Origin of the sequence: Kitasatospora sp. NPDC057595 (assembly GCF_042800875.1) — a bacterium.
In the GTDB taxonomy this organism is placed as follows: Bacteria; Actinomycetota; Actinomycetes; order Streptomycetales; family Streptomycetaceae; genus Kitasatospora.
This window is the reverse complement of sequence record NZ_JBHVGL010000004.1, coordinates 333793-352994: the sequence shown is the minus strand read 5'-3', so window position 1 is coordinate 352994 and position 19202 is coordinate 333793. Positions and strand designations below refer to the sequence as shown.

Annotated in this window: 13 protein-coding genes; 9 read left to right on the top strand and 4 right to left on the bottom strand. The window is 77.3% G+C overall.

Annotated features, from left to right (window positions below; genetic code table 11):
- Position 1 precedes the first annotated feature (1 nt).
- A complete protein-coding gene (locus ACFU9E_RS09855) occupies positions 2-691 on the bottom strand; it encodes a hypothetical protein (RefSeq protein WP_380684719.1) in 690 nt (229 codons plus the stop codon).
- Positions 692-1104: 413 nt separating this feature from the next.
- On the opposite strand from ACFU9E_RS09855, the gene ACFU9E_RS09850 reads away from it, so the two are divergent.
- The gene (locus tag ACFU9E_RS09850) at positions 1105-3291 is read left to right on the top strand and encodes a serine/threonine protein kinase (protein ID WP_380684718.1); all 2187 of its coding nucleotides are present in this window, start codon (positions 1105-1107) and stop codon (positions 3289-3291) included.
- A gap of 257 nt (positions 3292-3548) precedes the next feature.
- On the opposite strand, the gene ACFU9E_RS09845 is transcribed toward ACFU9E_RS09850, so the two are convergent.
- Positions 3549-6518, bottom strand: coding sequence for a BTAD domain-containing putative transcriptional regulator (locus tag ACFU9E_RS09845; RefSeq protein WP_380684717.1), 2970 nt, complete (start codon positions 6516-6518; stop codon positions 3549-3551).
- A 186-nt stretch (positions 6519-6704) separates the two neighbouring features.
- On the opposite strand from ACFU9E_RS09845, the gene ACFU9E_RS09840 reads away from it, so the two are divergent.
- Complete coding sequence (locus tag ACFU9E_RS09840; protein WP_380684716.1) at positions 6705-7136, top strand: carboxymuconolactone decarboxylase family protein; 432 nt, start codon at positions 6705-6707, stop codon at positions 7134-7136.
- A gap of 97 nt (positions 7137-7233) precedes the next feature.
- Entirely contained in the window at positions 7234-7854 is a 621-nt protein-coding gene (locus ACFU9E_RS09835; protein WP_380684715.1) for a DinB family protein, read from the top strand.
- On the opposite strand, the gene ACFU9E_RS09830 is transcribed toward ACFU9E_RS09835, so the two are convergent.
- Positions 7845-8870 (bottom strand): helix-turn-helix transcriptional regulator, encoded by a 1026-nt coding sequence (locus ACFU9E_RS09830; protein ID WP_380684713.1) that lies wholly within the window; start codon positions 8868-8870, stop codon positions 7845-7847. The two genes, ACFU9E_RS09835 and ACFU9E_RS09830, sit on opposite strands and share 10 nt — an antisense overlap.
- Before the next feature lie 115 nt (positions 8871-8985).
- On the opposite strand from ACFU9E_RS09830, the gene ACFU9E_RS09825 reads away from it, so the two are divergent.
- Entirely contained in the window at positions 8986-9399 is a 414-nt protein-coding gene (locus ACFU9E_RS09825; RefSeq protein ID WP_380684712.1) for a DUF3224 domain-containing protein, read from the top strand.
- A gap of 28 nt (positions 9400-9427) precedes the next feature.
- Here the strand turns inward: ACFU9E_RS09825 and ACFU9E_RS09820 are convergent, their stop codons facing one another.
- Positions 9428-10267, bottom strand: coding sequence for a class I SAM-dependent methyltransferase (locus tag ACFU9E_RS09820; protein WP_380684711.1), 840 nt, complete (start codon positions 10265-10267; stop codon positions 9428-9430).
- A gap of 955 nt (positions 10268-11222) precedes the next feature.
- On the opposite strand from ACFU9E_RS09820, the gene ACFU9E_RS09815 reads away from it, so the two are divergent.
- The 5 genes from ACFU9E_RS09815 to ACFU9E_RS09795 all read left to right on the top strand — a co-directional run bounded on the left by ACFU9E_RS09815 (position 11223) and on the right by ACFU9E_RS09795 (position 19158).
- A complete protein-coding gene (locus ACFU9E_RS09815) occupies positions 11223-11405 on the top strand; it encodes a thiazolylpeptide-type bacteriocin (protein ID WP_380684710.1) in 183 nt (60 codons plus the stop codon).
- 119 nt (positions 11406-11524) lie between these two features.
- The gene (locus tag ACFU9E_RS09810; protein WP_380681446.1) at positions 11525-14200 is read left to right on the top strand and encodes a lantibiotic dehydratase; all 2676 of its coding nucleotides are present in this window, start codon (positions 11525-11527) and stop codon (positions 14198-14200) included.
- Positions 14181-15452, top strand: a complete 1272-nt coding sequence (locus ACFU9E_RS09805; RefSeq protein ID WP_380681444.1) for a lantibiotic dehydratase C-terminal domain-containing protein — start codon at positions 14181-14183, stop codon at positions 15450-15452. Before ACFU9E_RS09810 ends, ACFU9E_RS09805 begins: the two co-directional genes overlap by 20 nt.
- Positions 15449-17197, top strand: a complete 1749-nt coding sequence (locus tag ACFU9E_RS09800; RefSeq protein WP_380681442.1) for a hypothetical protein — start codon at positions 15449-15451, stop codon at positions 17195-17197. The genes ACFU9E_RS09805 and ACFU9E_RS09800 overlap by 4 nt, the downstream gene beginning before the upstream one ends.
- Positions 17194-19158 (top strand): TOMM precursor leader peptide-binding protein, encoded by a 1965-nt coding sequence (locus tag ACFU9E_RS09795; protein ID WP_380681440.1) that lies wholly within the window; start codon positions 17194-17196, stop codon positions 19156-19158. The genes ACFU9E_RS09800 and ACFU9E_RS09795 overlap by 4 nt, the downstream gene beginning before the upstream one ends.
- Positions 19159-19202: the final 44 nt, after the last annotated feature.

Sequence of the window (19202 nt, the reverse complement as noted above, 5' to 3'; positions counted from 1 at the left end):
CTCACACCACCGCCATACGGTCGAGGCCCGCCCCGGGCCCCGGCACCGCGTCCTCCCCCACCACGGCCACGTCCACCGTCCCGGCGCCGACCGCCTCCTCCACGGTCCGCACCGCGCCGTGCGCGTCCGGCAGCCAGAGCCGGGCCGTCCGCCCGCGCCCCGCCGATCCGCGCCCCTCGGCCACCACCTCCACCTGCCGTCCGGTGAGCCGCCCGTGCCCGTCCCCCAGCCCGAACCAGCGCCCGGAGCGCACGCCCAGCCGCAGTCCGGCCCCCGGCCACGGCCCGGCCACCAGCAGCACGCAGCCGCTGCGGCGCAGCACGGCGGCCAGCCGGGCGGCCAGGTTCGGCGGGACCGGGCCGTCCGGGCGCAGCATGATCAGTTCGACGGCGCCGGCCAGGACGGAGACCACCTCGGCCCAGTGCGGTCCGGGGTCGTCGGCCACCAGCAGCCGCCGCAGGTCGAGCCCGTACCCGGCGGCCGCGGCCAGCCCGAGGTCCGGCAGCCCGACCGCCGCGGCCCAGCCGCCCTCGGTCTCCCGCACCCCGGCGGCCAGCGCCAGCAGCAGCCCGGCGTCCCCACCCGCCACCGACACCGCCGTGCCCCGCCGCAGCCCGCCCTCCGGCAGCAGCCCGCTCAGCGCGGGCACCACCGGCAGCAGCCCCCGCGCGGGGGCAGCGGTCGACGCCACCGGTCGGAGCTCGGGCTTCCGCTCGACGGTGGATTCGAAAACAGATTCGAAAACGGGCACACCCCCAGGATCGAACATCCGTTCGCAAAGATTCAAGTCCGAATCGTCCGCTTCCGCCCGGTCACTCTCCGTGCTCAACCGGAAGGGGGCGTCCGCATGCGCGCCGGACCGCGGCGACACCGGCGGCCCACCCTCGTCCGGATGGAGACCGCCAGGACCTGATGTCGCGTCACCGTCCCGCCGCACGTAGGGTGTCGATAGTCCGTTGAACGGAATGTTGGCGCCCGGGCGGGGGGTTTCAGTGCGCACGCCAAGCCGTCGTTTATCCCCGGCTGGCAGGGTCTGCCGGTGCGACCGAGGGCCCGCCCGGCCCCGGCGGCGGTCGCGACGATGAAACGAGGTCGAGGAGAATCATGCGTGGCACCACGCTCGGTGACCGCTACCGTCTGGACGAGTGGCTCGGCGGCGGCTCGATGGGCGACGTCTGGCTCGCCCGGGACCAGGTACTCGACCGCCGCGTCGCCGTCAAGGTCCTGAAACCCGCGCTGCTGGACGAGCCCGGCTTCGCCGAGCGGTTCCACGACGAGGCCCGGGTGATGGCCAGGGTGCAGCACCCCGGCATCGTCGGTGTGTACGACTTCGGGCCCGGCCGCACCGCCGACGACGTCCCCTCCTGGGGCGCGCCGCAGGCCCCCGCCGCCCACCCGGTCGCCTACCTGGTCATGGAGCTGATCGAGGGCGAGCCGCTGAGCGCCGTGCTGGAACGGCGGGGCCCGCTGACCGTCCCGGAGTCACTCGGCCTGGCACTGGAGGTGCTGGCCGCGCTCCAGGCCGCCCACGAGGCCGGGATCGTCCACCGGGACGTCAAGCCGGCCAACCTGATGATCCGCGGCGACGGCCAGGTGGTCGTCACCGACTTCGGCATCGCCCGCCCCGGCTGCGACCCCCGGCTCACCGTGCCCGGGATGGTGCTCGGCACCGCCGCCTACCAGGCGCCCGAACAGGCCTCCACCGGCACGGTCACCGCCTCGGCGGACCTGTACGCGCTCGGGGTCGTGCTCTACGAATGCCTGTCCGGACGGCTGCCGTTCGAGGGCGAGACCGCCCTCGAACTGATCCTCAAGCACCTGACCGACCCCGTGCCGCCGCTGCCGGACGACGTCCCCGCCCCGGTCCGGGCCCTGGTCGAACGGGCCCTGGCGAAGGACCCGGCCCTGCGCTGGCCGGACGCCGCCGCCATGGGCGCGGCCGTCGTCGCGGCCCTCGCCGGCGAGTCGGTCGAAGGCCCGGCGGGCGGGCCGTCCTGGGCGGCGGTGGTCCGCTCGACCGGCGCGCTGGCGGCGCTCCGGTCCACCGGATCGGCGGCGCGGCCGGTGGTCGCGGCGGGGGGCGGGGACGGGGGCGGGGCTGCCGCGCCGTCGCCGCGGCGCACGGGCGGGTGGCGGGCGGCGCTGTTCGGCAGCCGGCGCCGGACCCTGCTCGTGGCGGGCGCGACCGCGCTCTGCTGCGCCGCCACCGCCACCGCGGCCCTCGTGCTGCACCGGCCCGGGGAGCCGGTCCGCTCCCGGACGGCCGACGTGGCGGTGTCGGGCGTACCGCTGACGGCCCCCGTCGGCCTGCTCCCCGAGGCGGGCGCACCGTCCCCCTCCCCCGACGCGCCGACCGCGTCCGGGGCCCCGTCGCCGACCGGGCCGGTGGTCCCGGGCGCACCGCTCCCGGAGGGTGGGACCGTCGGCGGCGGAGCGGTCGGTGGTGGGGAGATACCGGGCGGCGGGACCGTGGGCGGCGGAGGTGCCCCGGGCGGTCCGACCGGCCGGGACGGCGCGGCGCCGGGCTTCCCCGCGAACCCTCCGGCCGCCGCGCCCGCCCCCGGGGGCCCGGACGCCCCCGCCGGTTCCCCGGCCCCGGGCGGCCCGGCCGTTCCGTCCGGCCCCTCACCGGCGCCCGGACAGCCGTCGACACCGGGCGGCCCCGTCTACACGGCCGCCCCACCGCCGCCGAGTGTCCCCGCCTACACCGCCGCTCCCTCGCGGACCGTGCCCCCGGCCCCGGACTACACCTACGCGCCCAAACCGACCTACACCGCCTCCCCTCCGCCGTACACCGCCTCGCCGCCCCCGCCGCCGCCGCCCGGCACCATCCCGACGGATCCGCCCATCAAGCCCCCGACCCAGCCGGGCCAACCGATGCCGCCGCTGGCCCGGCTGTCCAACGGCGGGGCCGTGCTGTACGACCAGGCCTCGCTCGACCGGCCGGGCAACCCGGTGGTCCTGTCCTCGGACGACGGCGGCCCCGGCGGCGTCTGGCAGCTGACCCCGTACACGGAGGGCGGCTACGCCCTCTCCAACGGCGCCACCGAGTACTCCAAGGTCCTGAACCTGGAGGAGGCCCGCGCCCAGACGCAGCTGGCGTCCCGGCCGGCGCCCCCCGCCACCGCCGCGACCCAGGTCTGGTCGTTCTTCCCGGTACCGGGGGGCTACGTGGTGACCGTCGCCCGGGACTCACGGCGCTGCCTGTCCGCCGTCGGCCCCGGCGTGCCCGCCACGGTCCGCACCTGCGCGGGCACCGCCGACCAGGTGTGGACGGTCTCCGCCGCCTGACCGGCCCCTGTGCGGACGGTCGGCCCCGGCCGTCCGCACGAGCCGGGGGCGGGGACGGCCGCGCCGAGCAGAGGCACCGGACGCTCCGCCTCCGCCGGGCAAATCGGGCCCCCACCGCCCGACCGCTCCCCCGCAGACCCAGGCCGGTAGCCAGGAAGGTCCCGCCGGGTGGCCGCCGAGGCCGAGCAGAGACACCAGCCCCCGGCCTCCGGCGAACCGCCCCCGCCCCCAACGCCCGGCCGCACCTACCCGCAGGCTCAGGCCGGGAGCCAGGACGGCCAGCGCCGGCGGGCCGGCCCCGCAAGGTGGCCGGCGCCGAGCAGCGGGGCCAGACGTTCGGCCTCCGGCGAGCCGATCGGGGCCAGGATGCCGTGTGCCTCGGCCCAGCAGGCGCGGGCGCGGTCCGGGTCGCCCGGGGGGTGGTCCGCCAGGGCGTCGCCGAGCGCGGCCAGGGCCAGGCCGCGGCCCCGGTGGTCGCCGTCCAGGGTCAGCGCGTCGACCGCGCGTTCCGCCGCCTCGGCCGCCTCCGGGCCCCGCCCGGCCGCGCGCAGCGACTCGGCGAGCCGCAGCAGGATCCGGCCGGTGCGCCGGTGGTCGTCCGGGTCGGTCAGCGCGAGGGCGGCCCGCCGGTGGGCGACCGCCTGGTCGTGGCGGCCGAGGTCGTGGGCGATCGAGCCCAGCGAGTCACGGGCGCGGGCCTCCAGCTCGTGGTCGGCCAGGTCGTGGCCGATGAGCAGGGACTGGTCGACCACCCGGCCCGCCGCGCCGAAGCGGCCCTGCCGGGCGAACGCGCCCGCCAGTTCCAGCAGTTCGGCGGCCAGGGCGCGCCGGTCGCCGATCCGCTGCCAGACCGCGACGGCGGCCGAGAACCCGGCCACCGCCTCGTCCGGGCGGCCGAGTTGGACGAAGCAGGCGGCGAGCGAACCGTGCGTGAGCGCGAGCAGCGGTTGCGGCAGTCCGTGCGCGGTGCACAGGTCACGGGCCCGGAGCAGCTCGGCGAGGGCCGACGACGCGGAGCCGACCTCGGCCAGCAGCCGGCCGAGCACCAGGCGCGCCCGCGCCTCGGTGGTTCGGTCGCTCTCCTCCAGGGCGGCCCGCAGCAGGGCGCCGGCGGCGTGCCCGAGCGGCCGGGTGGCGCGCCCGGAGTCCGCCGACAGGCAGACGTCCAGCAGGAGTTCGGCGAGCCGGTCGAGGCCGGGTGCCGCCCCCGGGGAGCGGTCCGGGAGTTCCGCGCACTGGCGCACCAGCGCCCCGACGGCCACGTAGTCCCCGGCGGTCCGGGCCGCGGCCCGCGCCGCCGGGGAGCCGGGCGCCGCCGCGACCCCCGCGTGGTGGTGGCCCACCAGCCGGGCCAGCGCGGCCGCCCGCTCGCCGTCGACCTCCGTCTGATCGCGCGGGCCGCCCGGGCAGAAACGGTCGACCCGCTGGGCGAAGGCCCGCAGCAGATCGTGGTAGCGGTAGCGGTCGGGACTCGCCGCGACCTCCAGCATCGAGCAGTCCACCAGGGACTCGGCCAGTGCCTCGGCCGCCGGCTCCGGCCGGTCCAGGACCGCCGCCACCTCCGCCGCCGACAGGTCCGGCACCTCGGGGACGGCCAACAGCCGGAAGGCGCGGGCCTGTTCGGCGTCCAGCAGGTCGAAGCCGAAACGGAACGAGGAATCGACGGCGAGGTCCCCGCTGCGCAGCGCGTCCAAGCGGTAGCGCTCGCCGCCCAGTTGCTCCACCAGTCGGGCGACGCTCCAGCCGGGCCGACAGGCCAGCCGCGCCGCGAGGATCCGCACCGCGAGCGGCAACTGCCCGCAGAGCCGGATGAGTTCACGGGCAGCCGGAGCCTCGGCCGCCACCCGCTCGGCACCGACCACCCGGGTCAGCAGGGTGACCGCCTCCTCGGCGGGCAGCACCGGCAGTTCGGTGAAGCGGGCGTTGGGCAGCGCTCCGATCCGGGTCCGGCTGGTGACCAGGACGGCGCAGCCCGCGCCGCCCGGGATCAGCGGCCGGACCTGCTCGGCGTCGCGCGCGTTGTCGAGCAGGACGAGGACCCGCCGCCCGGCGAGCAACGACCGGTAGCGGGCCGCCCGTTCGGCCGGGTCCGCCGGGATCGCCTCGCCGGGGACGCCGAAGGAGCGCAGGAAGACCGCCAGCGCCTCCTCGGGGCGGGTCGGACGGCCGTCCGCGCCGTGCAGGTCGAGGTAGAGCCGGCCGTCCGGGAACTCGTCGGCGAGGCCGTGCGCGACGTGCAGGGCGAGCGCGGTCTTGCCGACCCCGCCCATGCCCGCGACCGCCGCCACGGGCACCCGGCCCGGCTCCCGCAGGGCGGCCCGCACCGCCTCGACCTCCGCCGTCCGGCCGGTGAAGTCGGCCACGGCTGCCGGGAGTTGGTCGGGCCTGGGGAAGGCGGCCGGTGACCCCGCCGCCACCGGGGACGCCGAGGGCGCGGGAGCGGCCGGAGCCACCGGGGCGGGCGCCGCCAGGGTCTCGTCCGCCGCGAGGATCCGCCCGTGCAGCTCCCGCAGCCCCGGGCCGGGGGCGACGCCCAGCTCGGTGCGCAGCCGACGGTCCGCCGCCCGGTACACCTCCAGCGCGTCCGCCTGCCGCCCGGAGCGGTACAGCGCGAGCATCAGCAGCTCGACGAGGCGCTCGCGCAGCGGGTGCTCCTCGGACAGGGCCGTCAGCTCGGCGACCGACTCCGCCGACCGGCCGCCCTCGCCCTCGGCCTCCAGACACGCCTCCAGGACCGCGAGCCGGCGTTCCTCCCACTCCCGGCGCTGGCGCCGCACGTAGGGGCCGGGCACCCCGGACATCGGCTCGCCCCGCCACAGCTCCAGCGCCGCCCGCAGGACGGCCGCCGCCTCGGCGTGCCGCCCCTCGGCGCGCAGCGTCCGCGCCCGGGCCAGTCGCGCCTCGCACCGCTCGGTGTCCAGGCCCTCGGGGTCGGCGACCAGCAGGTACCCGCCGCCGAGCGAGGTCAGCACGTCGGGCCCGAGGACCCGGCGCAGCCGGTGCACATAGGTGCGGATGACACCGTGGGCGCTGGCCGGCGGATCCTCGCCCCAGAGGTCGTCGATCAGCTGGGCGCCGGACACCTGCCGGCCCGCCCGGAACAGCAGGGCCAGTAGCAGCCCCTGCTGCTGCGGCGAACCGAGCGCCAGCTCCACCCCGTCCCGCAGGCCCCGCACGGGCCCCAGTACCTCGAACCGCAGCCCTCCCGGCCGCGCCTCCCGGTCCATCGATCGACTCCCCCATGTCCGTACAACTCCCCCGTCCGCATGATAACCACCGGCATTCCCGCTGCTCAGCTCCGGTGGAGCGGCACCGCCGCGGCCGGGGTGGGAGGGTTTGACTTCGAGTGAACTCCAACTCATAGCCTCGACGGGACGACGCACCACGCACGACCAGCGATCGGAGAACCTCCCATGAGCACCAGCAGGAACGACGACGTCGCCACCACGCGACAGGAGCGGTTCGATCGGGGGCTGGCCGTCCTCACCTCCGTCGACGGCGAGGCCGGGCAGCGGGTGATCGACTCGCTCGCCGACATCCACCCCGAACTCGCCCACCAGGTCGTGGCCTGGGGCTTCGGCGAGATCTACGACCGGCCCGGACTGTCGCCGCGCGACCGGCAGCTGGTGACCCTGGGCATGCTCACCGCGCTCGGCGGCTGCGAGCCGCAGCTGGAGGTCCACCTCAACGCCGCCCTCAACGTCGGCCTCACGCCCACCGAGATCACCGAGGCCCTGCTGCACTCCGCCGGGTACTGCGGCTTCCCCAAGGCCCTGAACGCCACCTTCGTCGCCAAGAAGGTCTTCGGCGAGCGCGGTCTGCTGCCGACGAACTCCGCGGCCTGAGAGGCGATCCGAGCCCTGGTCCGAGTCCCGGCCCGGTCGGAAGAGCCGGTCGGAAAAGGTGGTGAAGGACGCAAGCGGCGGCGGCAGACTGACCGTCATGACCGAAGAGACACCAAAGACGCTCGAAGCGTTCAAGAAGGACCTGCTCATCTATCTGCAGGACGCCCGGGACGCCCTGCTGTGGAAGCTCGAAGGGCTCTCCGAGTACGACATCCGGCGGCCGCTGACGCCGACCGGCACCAATCTGCTGGGGCTGGTCAAGCACGCGACGGCGGCGGAGGCGATGTACTTCGGCGAGGCCTTCGGGCGGCCGTTCGACGCGCCCCGGCCGTGGATCACGGGGGACGCCGAGCCGAACTCCGACTTCTGGGCGACCCCGGAGGAGAGCCGGGAGCAGATCGTCGACGGGTACCGCGCGGCCTGCGCGCACGCCGACGCGACGATCGCCGCGCTGGCGCTGGACGCGGTCGGCCGGGTGCCGTGGGGCGCTCGCTCCGAGGTGACGCTGCACCACGGCCTCGTCCACATGACCGCCGAGACCCAGCGGCACGCCGGGCACGCCGACATCGTCCGCGAACTCGTCGACGGCGCGACCGGCCAGCGGCGGGACGGGGCGAACACGGCCCCCGGCGACGAGGCCTGGTGGGCCGGGCACCGGGACCGGGTCGAAGGCGCCGCCCGGGAGGCTGCCCTGGTGGGGCGGAAGGCTCAGGCGTAGCGACGGGCCAGGGCGGTGGCGGCGGCCGCGACGGCCTCGCGCAGGTCGGGCGGGCCGAGCACCACGGCCTCGGGGCCCAGCCGCAGGAGGTCTCCGACGGCCACCGTCGTGCTCTCGACGGCGAGGTCGACCTCCGCCCAGCCGTCGGCGTCGGGCGGCCCGGCGGTGGCCAGGGCCCGGGCGCCGGCGGCTCCGAACTGCATCGGGAGCAGCCTGCGGGCCTCCGGGGAGAGCCGCAGCCGGGCGGTCTGCCGGTGGAGGGCGGCGGTCAGCCGGCGGGCGGTTTCCGCCCAGTGGGCGGCCAGGTCGAAGCCGGCGGGGCGCTCGAAGGTCTCGTCGGCGACCTCGACCGCGAGCAGCCGGGAGACCCGGTAGGTGCGGGCGGCCGACTCGGCGGAACCGGCACCGGCCGAACCGGAGTCGGCACCGGAGTCGGTCGCAGCCGCGGCACCGGCCGCAGCCGCGACCAGGTACCAGATGCCGCCCTTGAGGACGAGGCCCAGCGGGTGCAGCTCCCGGTGCACCTCGCCGCGCCAGCGCCGGTAGTGGACGCGCAGCACCCGCTGCTCCCAGACCGCCCGCGCGACCGGGGCCAGGTGGTCGACCGGGTCGGCGTCGCGGAACCAGGCCGGCGCGTCGAGGTGGAAGCGGTCCTGGACGCGGCGGGTGCGGTCGGCGAGTTCGGCGGGCAGCGCCGCCTGGAGCTTGAGCTGGGCGGTGGTCAGCACGGCGCCGAGGCCGAGGTCGCGGGCCGGTCCGGGGGCGCCGGTGAGGAACAGCGCGTCGGCCTCGGCGTCGGTGAGGCCGGTGAGCCGGGTGCGGTAGCCGTCCATCAGGCGGTAGCCGCCGTCGGGCCCCCGGTCGGCGGTCACCGGCACACCGGACGCGGCCAGCGCCTCGACGTCCCGGTAGACGGTGCGGACCGACACCTCCAGCTCGGCGGCGAGTTCGCCGGCGGTCATCCGGCCGCGGTTCTGGAGCAGGAGGAGCAGGGCGAGGAGCCGGTCGGCGCGCATGGACCCATTCTGGCGCCCGTACCTGACAGAAGATGTCAGGTACGGGCGCCAGGGTGGTCACCGAGCGCTCGGCACACCGCCGTGCGCCGCCCCGAGCACCATCCGGAGAACCACCATGAGCGCTCCCACCACCGTCACCGGCGGCTTCGGCTACGCCGACTGGACGGAGACCCCGATCGGCCCGGCGGAGACCCTGCCCCGGCTGGCCCGGGCCTCCGTCGTCAACGCCTTCACCGGCGGCATCGAGGCGGCGGCGACCGTCTGCGAGTACGTCTTCCTCTACGCCACCGAGAAGACCGGCACCTTCACCGGCCTGCAGCAGCTCACCGGCCGGCTGGACGGCCGCACCGGCGGCTTCACCGTGGAGGAGCGCGGCACCTTCGAGGAGGACGGCACCGTCCGCTGCACCTTCGAGGTGGTCCCCGGCAGCGCCACCGGCGAGCTCACCGGTCTGCGCGGCACCGGCGGCTACCTCTACCACCCCGGCGAGTCCCCCGTCCCGTACACCTTCACGTACGAGCTCGGCTGAGCCGGCTCCCGCCCGGGCCGGGGGCGCCCTACCCCGGGATCCGGCCGGTGAGCAGGGCGACCCGGACGTGCTCCGGATAGCCGGCCGGGGTCGGCGGGGCGGGGAGGGCGGCGCGCAGACGGGCGGCGAAGGCCGGGCGCTCGGCGGGGGACGGGAGGGACGGGGCGGGGATCGCGGAGTAGAGGGTGCCCAGGAGCTGGTCGGGGGTCAGGGCGTCCTCGTACGCGATCACCTCCTCCCGCACCTCCGTGAAGCCGGCCGCCGCCAACGCGGCCGCGTAGCCACCGCGTTCGACGTCGTCGGTGCCGCAGGAGGCGGTCACCGGGAAGCCGAAGTGCGCCTCCAGCGCGACGCGCAGGGCCTGCGACCAGTCGGTGTCCTGGGCCCAGACCGGCGCGCCGTTGGCGACCACGGCAACGCCGCCGCCCGGGCGGGTGAGGGGGCGCAGGGCGCCGAACAGCTTCCCGGGGTCCATCCAGTGCAGGGCGTTGCCGATGACGGTGACGCCGAGCGGGCGCCCGCCGGGCAGCAGGCCGGCGAGCGCGGGGACGTCCGCGTCGGTGCCGAGCAGCCACAGGGCGTTGCGCACGCCCGCCCGCCCGGCGGCGGCCCGGGCCTGGCCGAGCATGTCGGGCTCCGGGTCCATGCCGATGACGGTCCGCACCCGGGCGGCGAGCGGCAGGGCGAGTTGGCCGGTGCCGCAGCCGAGGTCGAGCGCGAGGTCCCCGATCCCGGGGTGGGCGTCCAGGCCGAAGGTGTCGGCGAGGGCGTCGAGGGCGGCCGGCGGATAGCCCCGGCGGTACTCGGCGTAGTAGGCGGCCACGTCGCCGGAGAAGTCCGGGAGGGCGGGGGGAGAGGAGGTCGTCATGGCGGCAACCTGCCCAGCCGCGCCGGGCCCAGTCGATTGATCGCTCTGAGCGGACGGTTGATCGCTCCGGGCGGAAGGCGATCGGCCACTCGCCGCGGCGGTCGGCCGATCGGGCGCGGCGCCCACACCGTTCCCGGACATCCACCCGGTTTTGCCCCATCGGGCCTTTCCATCAAGAGATTTGACGGTCACTCAGACACTGACCCGGCCCGCGGCGGCCGGGGTGGCCGATCAAATCCGGACAGGTCCGGTTCGACCCCTCCTTCGCGAGGACCCGGTCACGTCGACCCTCCGCAGGGCGACAGGGGTGAAGGCCGGGCGAGGGATCTGTCGGCAGCCGCAGAGGGGGGCGAGCTGCCCTCTTCATGAGCGCGGCAGTCGACCGCCCTCCCGCCGGACCGCGCCGCGGGCCGGCGCGCGAGCCGCCGGCGCCACCGGCACCGGGGCCTACGCATGCGGACGAACCGGGCATCACGGCGACCCGGCCCCGCGCGGTCGGCACCGCGGACCGGGGCGACTTACCGGCCAATGTGGTCGAGGCGTCCTCTCGGCGGCCCGCGTGGCGATCTAGACTCGGCGAAGGGGCGGCACCCGGGCGTGATCGATCCGATCCGAGCCGGGCGCCCACGGGGGACCACCAGGCACACCGGCACCATCCGCTCGGGCACACGTGCGCCCGGGCGCAGGCCGCACCTCTGCCCGGTACGTCCTGCACGCCCGGGGAGCACATCATGTCCGACATGTCCACCGACCTCGGTCTCCAGGACCTCGACCTCGGCGAGCCGACCGTCACCCCCCTGCGCGACACCGTCGCGCAGGGGGAGAACGGCGCGCGTCGCACGGCTCGTGCTCCTGCCAGACCTCGTCGCTGTGCGTCCAGCCCACCATGTGCACCACCGACCCGCTCTGACGCTCCATCGGGTCGGTACCCATCGATCCTCCTCGGGAGACCTCCATGTCCGACCACCTGCAGGACGACCTCGACCTCGACGACCTCGACCTGGGCGAACTGACCATCACCGCGCTGCACGACAGCATCGCTCTGCCGGAGGGCGGGGCTTCCGCCGGCCCGATCTCCACCTCCTGCAACTCGTCCTCCCACACCAGCGTCATCCTCACGCCCGGCACGCGCTACTGAGCGTCGCGGTCGTGAGTGGTGCCATGAGGCACTGAGCGGTGACGAACCATCACAGGACCCGGCGCGTTCCGCCGCGGAACGCGCCGGGTTCCCCTACCTGCTTCCGGAGGTCGCCCGCCGTGCCCAGCCGTGCCCCCTTCCGGGCCGTCCCGGCGCCCGCGCCGCCGGCCGCCGCCCCCGACGGGGCGTCCACCGCGGCGTACGCGCTGGTGCGCGCCACCGTGCTCGCCCGGGCCCCGCAGTCCGCGCCGTCCGCGCTCGTCAGGGACCTGCTGGCGCGGCTCACCGGCGCGGAGGCCGCCGACACCGCCCTGCGGTCCGCACTCGGCGACGATCTCTACGCCAGCCGGGGCGGCCACGACGAGGAGTTCCACCGGCGGGTCGTCCTGCCGCTGCGCAGGGACCTGCACAACGGCCGTACGCCGCGCGCCGCCCAGCTCGGCCGGCTCGGCGACCTGCCAGCCCGGATCCCCCGGCTCACCGAGTGGCTGCAGCTGCGGGAGCATCGCGCCCGGCTGCTGGCCGACCTCACGGAGGCCCTGCCGGCGGCACTCACGGCGGAACGGGCCGCCCTGGCCGGGCTCTGCCGGGAGCCCGCGTTCCGGCGCGCCGTCGCCCTGGGCAGCGCCGACCTGCTGCGTGCGGTGGTGCGCGCCGCGGACCCGGACGCCGGACCGTCGGGCCGGGCCCGCAAGGAGGAGGCCGCCGTCCTGCGCCACACGCTGCGGGCGACCTGCAAGACCAGTCCGCTGTCCTGGTTCACGGCGGTCGGCTGGGCCTCGGAGGAACCGCGCCGCGACACGGCGGAACCGGCTCCGCGGGCGGTCGTCCGGGTCAACCGGGCCCTGGTCGGCGCGCTCGTCCAGGGCCTGCTCGACGAACCCCGGCGCGCCCGCAGCCTGCCGCACCGGATGACCAGCGCCGCCCGCGTCGACGCCGGACGCGCCCACTACCAGCGCACGCGGCCGGTGTTCGTCGGCGGCCGCCTCCTGGTCACGCGCGAGGACGAGGTGGAACTCGACGCCCGGCCGTACCTGGCGGTGCTCGCCGCCCTCACCGAGACCCCCGACCCGCCGGAGCGGCTCGCCGCCCGGCTCGCCGAGGCCCTGGGGCGCCCCGCCGGGGACCCGGCGGTACCGCGCTTCGTCGAAAGGCTCCTGGACGCCGGACTGCTGGTGCCCACCGACCCGGTCGACCCGCAGGACCCCGACCCGCTAGAACGGCTCGCCGCCTGGCTCGGGGCCTGGCCCGAGGACGCCGCGACGGCCCGCGCGCTGCGCCGGCTCGCCGAGGACACCGCCGCCTACGCGACCACGCCCCCGGAACGCCGTCCGGCGGTGCTCGCCGCCCTGGCCGCCGCCTGGCGCGACCTGCTCGCCGACGCCGGCCGGCCCCTCCCCGGGGAGACCGTGCCGGTCACCGTGCTCAGCGAGGACGTCCACACCCCCGACCCGCCGCACCCCCGGTTGAACGCCGCCGACCGGGCCGTGCTCGCCGAACTCACCGCGCTGGCCGAGCTGTTCGACCACGGCCAGCTGGCCCGGCCGGCCTTCCGGGACCGCTTCGTCGCCCGGTACGGCACCGGCGGCGTCTGCACCACGCCGTGGGAGTTCGGCGCCGAGATCAACGCTGCCTGGGCCGACGCCCCGGTCCCCGATGACATCGCCGCCCTGCGGCGGGAATTCATCGGCCTGCCCGAACTGGACGGCGAGGTCGTCCTGCCCGCCGACCGGGTGCGCGCCCTGGCCGGACGACTGCCCGCCTGGACGGCGGCCCGGCCGCTCAGCTACTCCTGGTTCGTCCAACGCGAGCCGTCCGAGGGCCTGTTGTGCGTCAACCACATCTACGGCGGCTGGGGCCGCTTCACCAGCCGGTTCCTCGACGCGACCGCGCCGCAGGCCTCGGCCGAGGTCGCCCGGCAGGTCCGCGACGGCCTCGGCGCGGACGCGCGGGCCGCCCAGATCCGGCCGGTGGGCGGCTTCAACGCCAATCTGCACCCGCTGCTGCTCCCCGAGGAGATCGGGCCCGACCGCCGGTGGTCCGCCCTCGCGGAGGCGGACCTCGATCTCGTCCACGACGTCGACGGCGACCAGCTGCGGCTCCGGCTCCGCTCCACCGGCGAGTACCTCGACGTCCTCTACCTGGGCTTCCTCTCCCCCGCCCTGCTGCCCCAACGGCTGGCGCCGCTGCTCGCGGACCACCCGAACGGCGCCGTCGTCCTCCAGCCGCTGCTGCCCCGCACGACGCTGCCCGCGCCCGGCGGCACCGTCACCCGCACGCCCCGGCTGCGGCACCGGCACGTCGTCCTCGCCCGCCGCCGCTGGCTCCTCCCGGCCGGGGTCGTCGACGCCCTGCGGGCCGACCTCGCCGCCGACCCCGCCGGTCCCCCCGGCCCGGACCGCGTCCCGGTCGCCGCCGTCGCCCGCTGGCGCGCCCGCCTCGGCCTGCCCGATCAGCTCTTCGTCCACCCCCTGACGCGGCCCGCCGAGGACGGCGCGGCCGTCGACGCCCTCCTCGACCGGCTGCGGGCGTCCAAGCCCCAGCCCGTCGACCTCGGCAATCCGCTCCACCTCCGGCACCTGGACCGGTGGCTCGCCCGCCACCCGCACGGCGTCGTGCTGGAGGAGGCGCTGCCCCTGATCGGCGGACAGACCGAGCCGACGCGGGCGGTCGAACTCGTCGCGGAGACCTACCGCCGGGCCCGGACCGCCACCGCGCCCGTCCCCCTGCCCGCCCCGTCTCCGCACCGCCGGTGCGCCGCCGAGGAGTCGCCCGATGACCGAGCCCATGAGTGAACCCGCGCGTGAACCCCTGCCCGACCCCCTGACCGACCCCCTGCCCGAAGCCCTGCCCGAAGCCCTGACCGAGCCCCCGCCCGGACCCGTCACCGGGCCCGCGAGCGGGCGGACGCCCGGATCCGCCGTCGACGTGATCCTGTACTACTACCGGCCCACCAAGGCGCCCGCCCTGCGCGAGGCCGTCCTTCCGCTGGCCCGGCGGGCGACCGAGCGCGGGCTGCGCGCCCACGTGGAACGGCACTGGCGGTTCGGCCCGCACCTGCGGCTGCGGCTGGAGGGACCGGCCGAGCGGGTGGCCGCCGTGGCACAGGAGTCCTCCGAGGCACTGCGGGCGTGGGTGGCCGCGCACCCCTCCGTCGACAACCGCACGGAGGAGCGACTGCTCGCCGAGGCCGCCGTCGCCGGGCGGGCCGAACTGATCGCGCCGCCGTACGGCCCGCTGGTACCGGACAACACCGTCCGGGTCGCTCCCGTCGAGCCGGCCGCGCAGGCCGGTCTGCGGGCCCTGCTGGGGGACGAACCGGCCGCGCTGCGCGACGAGTTGATGCGCGCCGGGCTGCCGTCCGTCACCTCGGCCTGCCGGTTCCTCGGCGAGCACGGCGACACCGCGCAGGCCCGGGTGCGGCTGGTGGTCACGGCGCTGGCGGCGCACGCGAGCACCCATCCGGACGGGCTTGCCGGCGGGCACTACTCCTTCCTCTCCCACCTTGAGGACTTCCTCGTCCACGAGGACCCGGACGGCCGCCTGCGCGCCGCCTTCGACCGGCACGGGGAGCGCGGCGGCCCGGCGGTCACGGAGCTGGTCCGGCGCGTCACGGCCGGGGACATCCGGAGCTGGGAGCGGGACTGGGCGCACTGGTCGGCGACGGCCTGGCAGCGGGCCGAGCGGCTGCTCGCGGCCGGGGCCGACCTCTCCGGCCACCGGGAGGAGTACCGGGCCCGCGCGCTCGCCCTCGGCGACCCGGCCGTCGCCGAACGCTGGGACTTCGGCCTGCGCACCCGCTACAGCGAGTTCCACCGGATGGTGGCGCGCAGCGACCCCGACGGCACGCTGTTCAACCGCACCGACTACCTGATCTACCGGACCACCACCAACGCCCTGTACCGGCTCTTCGCGATCTGCGACGTCCGGCCGCTGGAACGCTACCTGGCCGCCCACCTCGTCGTGCGCACCGTGCCCGAGCTCACCGGGCACCGGTGGCAGGACCACATCGGCGCGGTGATCGCCCGGGCCGAGGGGGCGGCATGACCGCCGAACCGGCCGCCGGCCGGCCGCGGTTGCGCCCCGGCGTGGCGGTCACCCCGCTGCGGGAGGGGCTGCACCTGCGCGGCCGCCGCACCAGCCTCACCCTGGAGGGCAGCCGCTCGCTGCCGGCGCTGTGGGAGGTCCTGTCCGCGCGGCTCGCCGACGGTCCGCCCGCCGACGCGGACCCGGCGCGGCCGGAGCCGGACGCGGGACGGCCCGGAGCCGCGACGGGACAGCCGCATCCGATGGCCGGACACCCGAAGCTGGAGGCGGCACTGGCCACCGTCACCGCCCGCCTGCGCGAGCACGGTCTGCTGGTCGACCGGTTCGACGACGCCGAACCGCCGCCCTGGCCGGGCTCGGTGGCCGAGCACCCCGGCGCGGCGGCGACGGCCCTCGCCGCCGCGCGCCCGGTGGTCGCCGCGGCGGACCCGGACGACGGGACGGCCCACGCGGTGGCACGCGCGCTCGCCCGGGGCGGGGCGCGGCCGACGGTCGTCGCCGACGCCTCGCTGCCCGCCGGACAGGTCCTGGTCGTCGCGGGCGAACCGCCGGTGGCCGTCGGACTGCGGTGCGGAGCGGACGGCGGGTTCGTCACCGCGCCCGCCGATCCCACCCGCACCCGTGCCGATCTCGCCGCCCTCGCGGAGCGGCTGCACCCCGACTCCGCCCGGGGCCACGACGGTCCGGCCCCGAGGACGCTTCCGCCGCTGCTCGCCGCCGCGACGGCCCAGCGGCTGCTGTGCGCCGTCGCCGGTCTGCCCGACCCGGGCGACCCGGCGGACAACCCCCGGCTGCTCCCCGGCCGCCCCGCCGTCCTTGTCGCCGGGACCCGCCCGCCGCACGCCGAGCACCGCCCCTGGGCGGCGGGGCCCGGACCGGCGGGTGAGCCGCCCGAGGACCTCGACGCGGCCCTGCGCCGGGTCGCCGCGCTCGGCGACCCGCTGCTCGGCGTGCTCGACGCGCCCGCCCCCGGCGACCTTCCGCAGCTGCCCACCGCCCTGGCGACCTGCCGGACGCCGGACGGGCTGCTGGTGGCCGGGGCCGCCCGGACCGACCTCGCCCGGCTGGCGGCTGCCGTCCGGGCCGCCGAACTCCAGCTGGCGGCCGTCGATCCCGGTGCCGCCGGTACGGCCGGTGCCGCGCCCCGCGTCACGGTCGGCGCCGGGCCCGCGCACGCCCTCGGCCGGGCCCTGCGGCGCGCCGCCCTCGCCGAACTCGCCGACCCTGCGGCCTCCACCGCTGACGAGGCGCAGCCCGGCGCCCGGTGGCGCGAGCACCCGCAGGCCCGGCACTGGACGGCGGCCCTGGCCCGGCGCCTCGGCCGCAACGCCGACCTCACGGTCCGCCGGCTCGCCGGCTCCGCCTTCCTGGCCACCGCGGAGGGGAGCCCGGCCGTCGAGGCCACCGCCGCCGACGCGGTCGCCGTCGCCGCCCTGGGCGCCCTCACCCGGCTGGCGGCCCGCGACCTCGGCCCGGCCCGCGTCCACCACACCGTGTTCGACGGCGCCGCCGCCCCGCTGGCCGCCGCCGGACGGCCGCTCGCCGACTGGATGGACGGCGGCTGGACCGCCCGCTGGCTCGCCGAACTCGCCGACCGCGAGGCGGACCTGCAGACCGCGCTGCAGGCTCTGACCGGACTGCGCACCGCTCCCTGGCAGCCCCGCACCGCCGCCGCCCACCCACCGGCCGACGCCCTGGCGGGCTGCGGCTTCACCGTCCTCGTGCCCGTGGGAGACCGCCGGTGACCGCCACCGATCCACCCGTCCTCGACCCCGAGCAGGCCCTCGCGACCACGAGCGGCACCGCCCTCGTCCACCTCACCGCCTGGACCCTCGGCCTCGCCGAACGGCTCAGCCGGCACGCCCTGGCACACCCCGTCCGGCTGGTCCCGGTGCGCGAGGACGGTGCGCTGACCGTCATCGGGCCCGTCCTCCACCCCGGCTCGCCCGCCTGCCTGAGCTGTACCGAGTTCCAGCGGCTCGCCAGCGCCGGCGGCCGGGTGCCCTGGCAGAGCCCGGCCCTGGCCCTCGCCGGCACCGGCACCCCGGCGTTCTCCGAGGCGGTGCTCGCCCTGGCCGCCGACCTCGCCGAAGCCGACGACCGGGCGGACCCCGTTCACCGGTCCGGCACCGACGACCCGGCCGGCACCGACGCCCCCACCGGGACCGGCCCGGGCGGCACCGTCGGCGGCCCGACCCACGCCACCGTCCACCTGGTCCACGGCGACCGCGCCACCTGGTCCACCCACCGGGTCCGCCCCGTCGGCGGCTGCGCCGTCTGCCACCCGCTCCCCGAGGACTCCCCCGACGCCGCCCGCCTGCCCGGCACGCCCCGCCCGCTGCCCGACCCCGCCGTGCTGCGCGGCGCCAACGAGCGGACCACCGCCGAGCGGCTGCGCGCCGAACTGCACGACGAGCGCTTCGGCCCGGTCCGCCGCCTCTACCGCACCGAGGACTCGGCCTTCGCCCTCACCAGCGCCCTGGTCACCGACGGCCGGGCGGAGGAGGACGGCGGCTACGGACGCTCGACGGACTTCCGCTCCAGCGAACGCGTGGCCCTGTTCGAGGGCGTGGAGCGACTCGCGGGCATGCGCCCGCTCGGCCGCCGCACCGCCCTGCGCGCCTCCTACGCCGAGCTGGTCGCCGCACGCGGGCCCGAGGCCGTCCTCGACCCCGTCAGGCTCGGCCTGCCCGACCCCGGCGACCACCCCGACCGCACCACCGTCCCCTTCACCCCGGAGCTGGAACTCGACTGGGTGCACGGCTGGTCCCTCACCCACCGACGCCCGGTCGCCGTCCCCGAGCACCTCGTCTACTGGGACCCGCCGGACCGCGACCGCCCCCGGGTGGCGCACGAGTCCTCCAACGGCTGCGGCCTGGGCAACAGTCCCGAGGAGGCCGCGCTGTACGGCCTGTTCGAGATCGCCGAACGCGACGCCTTCCTGATGGCCTGGTACGCCCGCACCCCGCTGCCCGCCGTCACCGTCCCCCTCGACGACCCGGAGACGGCCGACCTCGCCGACCGCGCCGAGCTGCTCGGCTACCGGCTCACCCTGCTCGACGCCACCAACGACCTCGGCGTCCCGGCCGTGCTCGCCCTCTGCCGCTACCGGGGCACGCACCCCGACGCGCCTCGCGTCTTCCTGGCCGCCGGCGCCCACCACGACCCGCGCACGGCGATCCGCTCCGCCGTCGCCGAGGTGGTCACCAACGTCCAGGACGAACCGCGCCGCCCGACCACCGACGGCAGTGCCCGCGACCGGCGGCGCCTGCGCGCGATGCTGGAGCGGCCCGAACTGGTCGTCGTGCTGGACGACCACGTCGGCCTCAACACCCTGCCCGAAGCGCAGCCCCGGCTGGACTTCCTGTTCACCGGCCCGCCCCCGGTGCCGTGGCAGGAGCGCTGGCCCGGCGCCCCCGAGCCGGTGGGCGATCTGACGGCCCTGCTGGACCGGACGGTCGGCCGCCTCGCCGGGGAGGGCCTGGAGGTCGTGGTGGTCCGCCAGGACGAGCCCGGCGTGCGCGACCGGCTCGGGCTGTACTGCGCCAAGGTGATCGTCCCCGGGACGCTCCCGATGACCTTCGGCGAGGCCAACCGGCGCACCCACGGCCTGCCCCGCCTGCTGGAGGTCCCGCACCGACTCGGCCGCACCCCGCGCCCGCTGCGCCACGAGGACCTGCCGCTGCACCCGCACCCGTTCCCCTGACCCGCCGAACCGCCCGGTTCCCCCGCCCGACTCCCCTGCCGTCC

Coding starts and splice junctions, on each gene's coding strand:
- ACFU9E_RS09800 (WP_380681442.1), top strand. CDS start 15,449: ATGACCGCCGAACCGGCCGCCGGCCGGCCGCGGTTGCGCCCCGGCGTG.
- ACFU9E_RS09825 (WP_380684712.1), top strand. CDS start 8,986: ATGAGCGCTCCCACCACCGTCACCGGCGGCTTCGGCTACGCCGACTGG.
- ACFU9E_RS09850 (WP_380684718.1), top strand. CDS start 1,105: ATGCGTGGCACCACGCTCGGTGACCGCTACCGTCTGGACGAGTGGCTC.
- ACFU9E_RS09840 (WP_380684716.1), top strand. CDS start 6,705: ATGAGCACCAGCAGGAACGACGACGTCGCCACCACGCGACAGGAGCGG.
- ACFU9E_RS09815 (WP_380684710.1), top strand. CDS start 11,223: ATGTCCGACCACCTGCAGGACGACCTCGACCTCGACGACCTCGACCTG.
- ACFU9E_RS09835 (WP_380684715.1), top strand. CDS start 7,234: ATGACCGAAGAGACACCAAAGACGCTCGAAGCGTTCAAGAAGGACCTG.
- ACFU9E_RS09805 (WP_380681444.1), top strand. CDS start 14,181: ATGACCGAGCCCATGAGTGAACCCGCGCGTGAACCCCTGCCCGACCCC.
- ACFU9E_RS09820 (WP_380684711.1), bottom strand. CDS start 10,267: ATGACGACCTCCTCTCCCCCCGCCCTCCCGGACTTCTCCGGCGACGTG.
- ACFU9E_RS09845 (WP_380684717.1), bottom strand. CDS start 6,518: ATGGACCGGGAGGCGCGGCCGGGAGGGCTGCGGTTCGAGGTACTGGGG.
- ACFU9E_RS09830 (WP_380684713.1), bottom strand. CDS start 8,870: ATGCGCGCCGACCGGCTCCTCGCCCTGCTCCTCCTGCTCCAGAACCGC.